Source organism: Lapidilactobacillus salsurivasis (assembly GCF_054785215.1).
Genome location: NZ_BAAABI010000010.1, coordinates 75,143 through 83,154 on the forward strand (window position 1 = coordinate 75,143; position 8,012 = coordinate 83,154).

6 protein-coding genes are annotated in these 8,012 nt (G+C 49.4%); 5 read left to right on the plus strand and 1 reads right to left on the minus strand.

The genetic code is table 11. The features are described from left to right. The first annotated feature begins 808 nt into the window (after positions 1-808). From ACYVSB_RS10935 to ACYVSB_RS10950, 4 genes are all read left to right on the plus strand, one after another. Entirely contained in the window at positions 809-2,494 is a 1,686-nt protein-coding gene (locus tag ACYVSB_RS10935) for a protein O-GlcNAcase (RefSeq protein WP_461219387.1), read from the plus strand. Between the two features lie 122 nt (positions 2,495-2,616). Beyond that, positions 2,617-3,279, plus strand: coding sequence for a YesL family protein (locus tag ACYVSB_RS10940; protein ID WP_461219388.1), 663 nt, complete (start codon positions 2,617-2,619; stop codon positions 3,277-3,279). An 11-nt stretch (positions 3,280-3,290) separates the two neighbouring features. Then, positions 3,291-5,063: a sensor histidine kinase gene (locus ACYVSB_RS10945; protein ID WP_461219389.1), complete on the plus strand. Its 1,773-nt coding sequence runs from the start codon at positions 3,291-3,293 to the stop codon at positions 5,061-5,063. Between the two features lie 56 nt (positions 5,064-5,119). Beyond that, positions 5,120-6,559: a response regulator gene (locus tag ACYVSB_RS10950; protein WP_461219390.1), complete on the plus strand. Its 1,440-nt coding sequence runs from the start codon at positions 5,120-5,122 to the stop codon at positions 6,557-6,559. A gap of 520 nt (positions 6,560-7,079) precedes the next feature. Here the strand turns inward: ACYVSB_RS10950 and ACYVSB_RS10955 are convergent. Next, the gene (locus ACYVSB_RS10955; protein ID WP_461219391.1) at positions 7,080-7,313 is read right to left on the minus strand and encodes a hypothetical protein; all 234 of its coding nucleotides are present in this window, start codon (positions 7,311-7,313) and stop codon (positions 7,080-7,082) included. 345 nt (positions 7,314-7,658) lie between these two features. On the opposite strand from ACYVSB_RS10955, the gene ACYVSB_RS10960 reads away from it, so the two are divergent. Beyond that, positions 7,659-7,922, plus strand: coding sequence for a hypothetical protein (locus ACYVSB_RS10960; RefSeq protein WP_461219392.1), 264 nt, complete (start codon positions 7,659-7,661; stop codon positions 7,920-7,922). Positions 7,923-8,012 lie beyond the last annotated feature (90 nt).

Below are 8,012 nucleotides of genomic sequence, written 5' to 3' on the forward strand. Positions count from 1 at the left end.
CGGAACAATTGCGTAGCTAAGCGCAGGAAGCTGGGTCGCGCAGCACGTTTCAATGATGGCCGCAGCTTGCGCTGCGCGTGGCGTTGGTGGATTGCAGATGTGGTGGGGGCTCCAGGTCGGGCTGGGGGTGGTGGAACGCTGCGGGCACGACTTGAAGCTTTTCGGAAGACCACCGAAAATCTTCAAGCTCGGCCTTATTGTAGGCGATAAATCGCCAATAATAATATCGCGGCTGACTCACCCCCAGCCCGACCTTCCGCCAACTAGTAAACAAACCACCAACGCCACGCTTCGCTCCAGCAGCTCAACGTTATAACAGCCGTTTGAGCACTCACGTCATTTGGCAAGCTATCGTCAATTGATGGGGTGCCACGCAATTGACGACCGTGGTTAGTGGTTACAAGCCTTAAATTGGTGATACCGGCAAAGTTTGTCTGATGAACTGGTTCTGGGTTCTCAGTGGGAGTGCTAAAGCCAGAGTATCAAGCGCAACGGGTTTCAGTGATGTCCGTGATTGCGCGCAGCACGTTTCAAAAAACAGAGTGCAGAGCGCAACGGATTGACTGTGAGCATTAACCTAGCTAGGATTTTGGAGGCTGGTCTTCGCCTCCAGAAGCCTAGCGTAGTTAAGCACAGCAGTCAGTTGCGCGCAGCACGTTTCAAAAAACAGAGTGCGGAGCGCCCCGGGTAGCTTCTGAGTATTAGCCTAGTCAGGATTTTGGAAGTTGGGCTTTGCTTCCGGAAGCCTGACGTAGCTAAGCGCAGGAAGCTGGGGCACGCAGCACGTTTGGAAAAGGAGTTTGAGATAATGGTAGCTTTAGCGGAAATATTGGCCAATTATACCGAGGCTTATGATCATAACGAGGCGCTGGTTTTTGACCAACCGATCGTCAAAGTGAAATTTTATGGTCAATTCTATCGCTTTGAGAACTTTCAGGATACTTTGAGCCGGTTTCAGACGGTGACCGCCTTACGCTGGTTGCCCAGTGATACCGCGGAAACAACCCAATTGGCGTTTTATCATCATGATGATCCTCAAGTCGCGCCAGACGGGTTCCGCTTCCAAGTCACGCCGACGCGGGAAGTTCATGTGAGTACCAGCAACCTGCGGGGGTTACGCTACGCCTTCGAGTTGTTAGAAAAAATGGTCGACGTGACGGCCGAACAGGTGGTTTTACCGCTGGTGACGGTCAATAATGAGCGGCCGCTACAAATTCGCGGTGTGATCGAAGGCTTCTATGGGAATCCGTGGCGGCAGCAAGATCGGCTGGATGTAATTCGCTATCTCGGCGCCCATCAGCTTAATACTTATATGTACGCGCCCAAAGATGATGTTTATCAGCGGAAAGATTGGCGTCGCTTGTATCCGCAGGTGAAATTAAGCGATTTCCAAGCTTTGTTGACGACGGCGCGCACGGAGATGGTTGATCTTTATTATATGATCAGTCCGGGCAATGATATTGATTTGGCCAGTCAAGCCGATTTGGATGTGCTTTGCGAAAAGTTGGCCCAGATGATTGCCGTTGGCTTCAATCATTTCGGACTGCTCTTCGATGATATTGATTATCATTTGAAAGGGCACGCGGCGGTGAAATTCGGTACGGCCGCCCAAGCGCACGCATATTTGGCCAACTATGTGGATCACTTTTTGCAGTCACGGTTGGCGTCTTATCAATTGATCGTTTGCCCAACTGAATATGACAATGCTTTTGGTTCCAGTTATTTGCGGACGCTGACTAAGTTACTAGATCCAACGATCGCGATGTTTTGGACGGGGCCGTCGACGCTGGCGGCGCAGATCTCCACGGCGGAGTTAGCGGGCATGGCCGCGGTTTACCAACGACCAATGGTGATTTGGGACAATGTGCCGGTCAATGACTATCAGAAAGATCCAGAACTGTTATTCTTGTCCGCCTACGAGAACCGGACGCCGGCTATAGGCGAGCCCCAATATCAGGTGCAAGGGGTGGTGGCCAATCCCATGTCGGAGTGGGAACCGTCGAAACTGACAGTGGGAACCATGAGTCAATTTCTTTGGGCGCCGGGCCATTATCGGCCCGAGGCGGCTTGGGCAGCAATCAGCGCCCAACTAGTCCCGGAAAAGTATCAGGCGGCCTTAGCGACTTATCAACGCTTCAATCGTAATCACTTTACGCAAGCGCCGCTGGATCACCAACAAAAGCAAGCAATCGCGACAGACGATCAAGCGTTGATCGCGGCGCAACTCCAGGAATTAGCGGCTGCGGCGGCAATCTTGATCCAGGGCAGCGCGGCGGTGCCCTTGCTACACGAAATGGCGCCTTGGCTGGCTCGCCCAGCCAAGGATCTGGCGTTGTGGCAACTACTCTGTGCCCATGATTGGGTGGCGGCGGCGCGAAGTCAGCGGGAGTTAGCGGCCTATCCATACCGGATGGTCACCGATCTGGTGGCGGCCTATATCCAACGGTGGCCGTTACCACTAGCCGCGGATCAGCAAGAAGGCACTCAGGCTTAACGCAATCTATGTTAAAATTACTTTAGAACCAATTACGCCCACGCCGTCAGCAAGTTGACGCTGCGTGACGCCAAAAAAATTAATTGGTAACTTCGGGCAAATAGGATGGGAATGGTGTCAAAATGATCGCGACGACTTTGCAGCGTTTTTTTAACGGTGTGTATACGGTATTGAAATTAAGCCTGTTTTTCTGGGTGTTGACCCTCGCTGGTGGGGTGGTCTTAGGCTTGGGACCGGCGCTGCAAACGGTCAGTGATCTGTACGTGGCGCATCACTTTGAGTATCAATTGATTACGTTCGCCGAGGCTTGGCGCGGCTTTAAACTGAACTTCAAGCCAAGTAATGCTTGGTTTTGGGTCGTGGTCTTGATTGCTGGCGCCCTTGGCTACAATCTTTATCTGGGTGTCCAGATCAAAGGTTGGTTCTGGCTGTTCATTGATTTCATTATTATTTTCGTCTTACTTTTTGATTTGAGCGTCGGCCTCAGCGCCATGACCCTGCAGAGTCACTACGAGATTCAGTGGCGCAATTTGCTTAAATTGGCGCTGCTGCAATTCTTCCATAAATTCGCGCAGGACCTGCTATTGGTGGCTGGTTTGGCCGGGTTGCTTTTCCTCACGTGGAAATTCAAGGCGATGATTCTGTTCTTCACTGTGCCGTTGATTGCGCTGTGGTCAGATCTGGTCAATCAACCCTGGATCAAAACGATTGAGGCCACCATGGCGGACAAGTCGGCTGGTAACGATCACGCCGATTTGGGCAAACGCATCGACCAGGATAAATAGGAGCGTCAGCGATGTTCAAGAAATTACGAGCGCAGCGGCGAACCAATAATTTAGCGCGGTTGGTGCGTCTGTATGCGGTGATTTTGATCATTGCCTTGACCATCGCCGCCAGTATTTTGGTGTTGATCCAAATGCGCAATTATAATAGCGATGTGAGCCAAGCGCGGGAGGCCAGTATCAATCGGGCCAGTGATATATTGTATACCCGGCAACATGACACGGATACCAGCGCGGCCCGGTTATCGGACTCCGCGGAAAAGTTGCGTAACTTGAATCACTTCTTCAGCGATTCGCCTAGCGCCTATTTGGAATACACCTTTGATCATGATATCAATGGTAGTTTCTATTATCTGCCCAATCAGTTGGGGTCGATTTTGCGCAACAATGATGATATCAAAGAAATCATTATCAATCCCGCCGGTGATAATCGCTATTATGTATTCAACTCGGCGGGCGGTCGCGTGATCAAGTCCAAAAAAGCGCCGGATGTCCAAGGTGCGTTCACGGTTACTTCCAACCTGATCGACCCGACGAATCTGCGAACGGTGGCAACCTATTATCAAATTTACGATAATACCACGTTGAATGATCGGCTGGCGCAACTGACCGGAAATTATCAGGAGCAGCTTTTCGTGACCAGCTATAATGGACAACAACTGTACCATTACGCCAGCGCGGGGGTGACCGCCGCGGAACAACGCCGGGCGCGGCGGCGCTTGGCGCGCATTTTGAAGGGGAGTTCCTTTGACGCCCTGGAACAGTTGAATGATCAGTTCGCTTTTCATTATGACTTGTTATCGGTCAACGGAGGCAACGCGGATTTCGTGATCATCGCGTTGAATAATCGCCGCAAACAGTTAGAAAACAATCTGCGGCGTGTTTCTTGGATTATTTTAGGCTGGGCGCTGATCACCACACTGTTGTTCATTATGTTGCGACTGACCTTTAGCCGGTATCAGGAACAGTTGGGCGGCATCATGAAGGCGATGCGAGCAATCGGGAATGAGGAGCTGGCCTCGCGGGTGCCCGTACCGAAAAACGATGGCGAATTGCGGACTTTGGCCGATGGGATCAATGGGATGTTGGATCAGATCCAGCAATATGTTCAGGAAATCTATCAGGTGCAAATTGACCAACAAGAGGCGAATATGCGGGCGTTACAGGCGCAAATCAATCCGCATTTTCTGTACAATACTTTGGAATATATTCGAATGAGTGCTTTAAGCGCTGGTGAAATCGAGTTGGCGGATGTGATCTATAATTTCGCGACGTTGATGCGCCACAGTATTTCCACGGGCACGACTAACGCGACCCTGGCGGAAGAAACCCAATTTGTTGAGAAATACATCTATCTTTATCAGCTGCGTTTTCCGAAACAATTGGCCTATCAAATCAGGCTGGATGAGGATATTTTACCAATGCGGGTGCCGAAGTTCACCTTACAGCCATTGGTAGAAAACTATTTCGTCCATGGGGTCGATTTCAGCCGCGACGATAACGCGATCCGCTTACAGGGACACCGGCAAGATGAGGAAACGGTGATTATTGAGATCATTAATAATGGCGATCCGATTCCACCGGCGCGGTTAGCAGAATTACAAACTTGGTTAGCGGCGACCGACCCGACGGATCCCACTGTGCTGACGCAAGAACCGGTTAAATCCATCGGTTTGCGAAATGTCGCCGATCGGATCAAGAATTTCTATGGCACGAAATCACATTTGGAAATCAATAATAATGAGTATGGCGGCGTCACGATCCGACTGGTTTTGATCACGGGCTAAGCGTGTTCAAGTCAGCAGTGGCCAGCGTCATCAGCAAGAAAGCGAGGGAGAGTTTGATGTATCGGGTCGTGTTAGTGGATGATGAGGTCATGATATTAAAAGGGTTACGGCGAATCATCGACTGGGGCGCGGCCGGCTTTGAGATTGTTAAAGTGGCCAGTTCTGGACAAGAAGCCTTGGATTTCTTGGCGCAACAATCGGTGGATCTGGTGATCACCGATGTGACGATGCCGAAAATGAACGGGTTGACTTTGGTCAGCCAGGCCTTCGCGCAAGGTCATCATTTCTTGTTCGTGATTCTATCGGGCTATGATGAATTTGATTACGCTCGGAAAAGTCTCCAACTAGGGGCGCTCAACTATTTGATGAAACCAATCGACACGCAAGAGCTATTGAACACCTTGGTAGAAGCCAAAGAACGCTTGGACGCGTTACAAAAGCCGCAATATCCACAACAGCGGCTGCTAGATCACGCCATTCATGGTCAAGCAACAGACGCCGAACTGGTTCAATTGGGGCAAGAATCGGGGTTCGCCGATGTGGATCCCAATTCTTTCTATTTATTAGCCTTCGTGGGGCTGGGCGGTTCGCAGGAGTTCATCAATTACCTGTTAAAGGTCAATCGAGAATGGTTTATGAATGCGGATGGCGCCCTCTATTTGTTGTTTGTTGGCTCCCGTTGGCAAGTTGATCAATTCCTGTTGAGCCTGCCGCGGGAATATGGTGCGCAAACGCAATTGATCGTGATGTCCGCCAGCTCAAGCGATTTCTCGGCGTTGGTACCACGGTTTAACACTGTCCAACGCCGCATCAGTACCGCCAAGTTCTATGATCAGCAACGTGGCTTGTTGCGCATTGATGAGCTGAGTCGGGATCAAGAACAACATTTTCCCGAGTTAGAGATCGCGCGGATTGACCAGCTGATCAACGCCGGCAATCGCGAAGAGCTTCAGGACTTGATCCAAGTGACCTTCATGGCGATGAGCCAAGCCCAGGCTGATGCTGATTATGTGCGCCAGGTTTCCTTCTGGTTTTTAGCGACCTTAAATCGGCGGCTACACTTCAATGAAACCTTCTACAATAACCAATTGGAATTGATCAACCAGCTCCATGATTTCAAGAAGATCCTGGATTTGAACCTCAGCTGGATCACCCAGTTGGAAAATTCAGCGATCCAAGATTATTCACCTAATGTCGCGGCGGCGATCCAGTATATTTACTTGAACTACCACCAGGATATCAATCTCGGACTGGCCGCGGATCAACTCCATCTGAGCAGCATGTATCTGGGTCAGTTATTCAAACAAGAAACAGGGCAAACGTTTAGTCGGTTCTTGAACCACTATCGGATTGAGCAGAGCAAGTATTTGTTGCGCAACACCAGTGAATCCGTCAGTGAAATCGGCATGGCCGTGGGGTATAGCACGCCAAATTACTTCTTCCGGATGTTCAAGCAGGAAACCGATCAGTCGCCGAAAGAATACCGTCAGGGCTAAAAGATGATCCCGATTTCCACCCCCGCGCCCGCTGAGCGCCGCACGGCACTAGTCACGATGAAATTCATATAAAATTCACACTATGTTCTATATTAATTCATATTACCGTCTTCGTTCGTTCGCAAAGTTAGGCTATTATTATTAACATAGAAAGTAATCACACAACATGAATAATCTATGAAGTTTCTCCAGCTTGATAGCGTTGTGTCAACGGCTTTCTACCAACCCAAACCTATATAATAATTGCTAGTTTTCTTCATTACTCCTTCCTCTATACTTAAAAATAGAGCCGAAACCTCACTTCCTGCCCAGAAGTGAGGTTTTTTGGTATCTCTGGAAAGCAGCGCTGCTGTTGGAACTTGTGCTTGATTGCGGGTGCAGGTGGGTTGGGTGGGGACGCAACCGCCTCAGGACGTTTGTCGTGGCTGGAAACGTGCTCACCGACCCAGCTCCCTGCGCTTAGCTACGCAACTATTCCGGAGGCAAAGATCAGCCTCCAAAATAGTTGCTAGGCTAATGCTCAGGAGCTACCCGGGTCGGCTCGCACTCTGTTTCGAACGCGGTGGGCATCGTTTGAAGCCAATCCGCAAGCCCAGCGGTTTGTCTTCAAATCGAGCCTTATTCTAAGCGATAAATCGCTAAGAATAATCTCACCGCTGAGCCACACGTCCTGAGGCGGTTGCTGAACAGAATTGCGCTTATCTGCAATCAAGGCGAAGAATTTAACGAAGTGCTTTTGCAAGCTGGCGGTCAAAAGTCAAACAATTGCTCACTTTTTTGGGTGATATGGCAATGCTAACGGAATTATAGGACTGGATCAGTACATTTCTGATAGTATCAACGGCTTTAGGCTTTTTATAGCGTTTGGCGAATGGCCCTCAAAATTATCGATAATCGAGATTCTGCTTACGAAATTTGAAAATCTGCAACACGCAACATTAGATAATTAGTTGATTTCATGCGGTCGTTTAACTCCTATTTCTCCAATTAGTTTAGTTGGAGTATTTAATCGTTGTCTTGAAAACAGTCATATCAGCACTGATCACTCTTCGCCGAAGGAAGTAAGCCGTTTTTATCTCGCTTGCTTAACAATCTGTAAGTGGAAACCGGCAAATTCGGTAATTTACCGAGAACAAGGTTTGTTTATCAGACAGACTGCGCTGGTGTCACCAATTTAAAGCTTGTGACCACTAACTACGGTCGTCAATTGCGCGGATCCCCATCAATTGACGATAGTTTGCCAAATGACGTGAGTGCTCAAACGGCTGTTATAACGTTGAGCGGCTGGAGCGGAGAAATTCGGGGTGAGATCGCCGTGAAATTGTCCGGTTCTTTCTATGGTTTGGCGAATGGCAATATTTGACCACAGGATTATAATGGTGGTGAATATTTGAGGTGATATTTTGAACATCGAAACAATTGACGGTTTACCAAACGTAGTCATTGATAACTG

Coding starts and splice junctions, on each gene's coding strand:
- ACYVSB_RS10950 (WP_461219390.1), top strand. CDS start 5,120: ATGTATCGGGTCGTGTTAGTGGATGATGAGGTCATGATATTAAAAGGG.
- ACYVSB_RS10935 (WP_461219387.1), top strand. CDS start 809: ATGGTAGCTTTAGCGGAAATATTGGCCAATTATACCGAGGCTTATGAT.
- ACYVSB_RS10940 (WP_461219388.1), top strand. CDS start 2,617: ATGATCGCGACGACTTTGCAGCGTTTTTTTAACGGTGTGTATACGGTA.
- ACYVSB_RS10945 (WP_461219389.1), top strand. CDS start 3,291: ATGTTCAAGAAATTACGAGCGCAGCGGCGAACCAATAATTTAGCGCGG.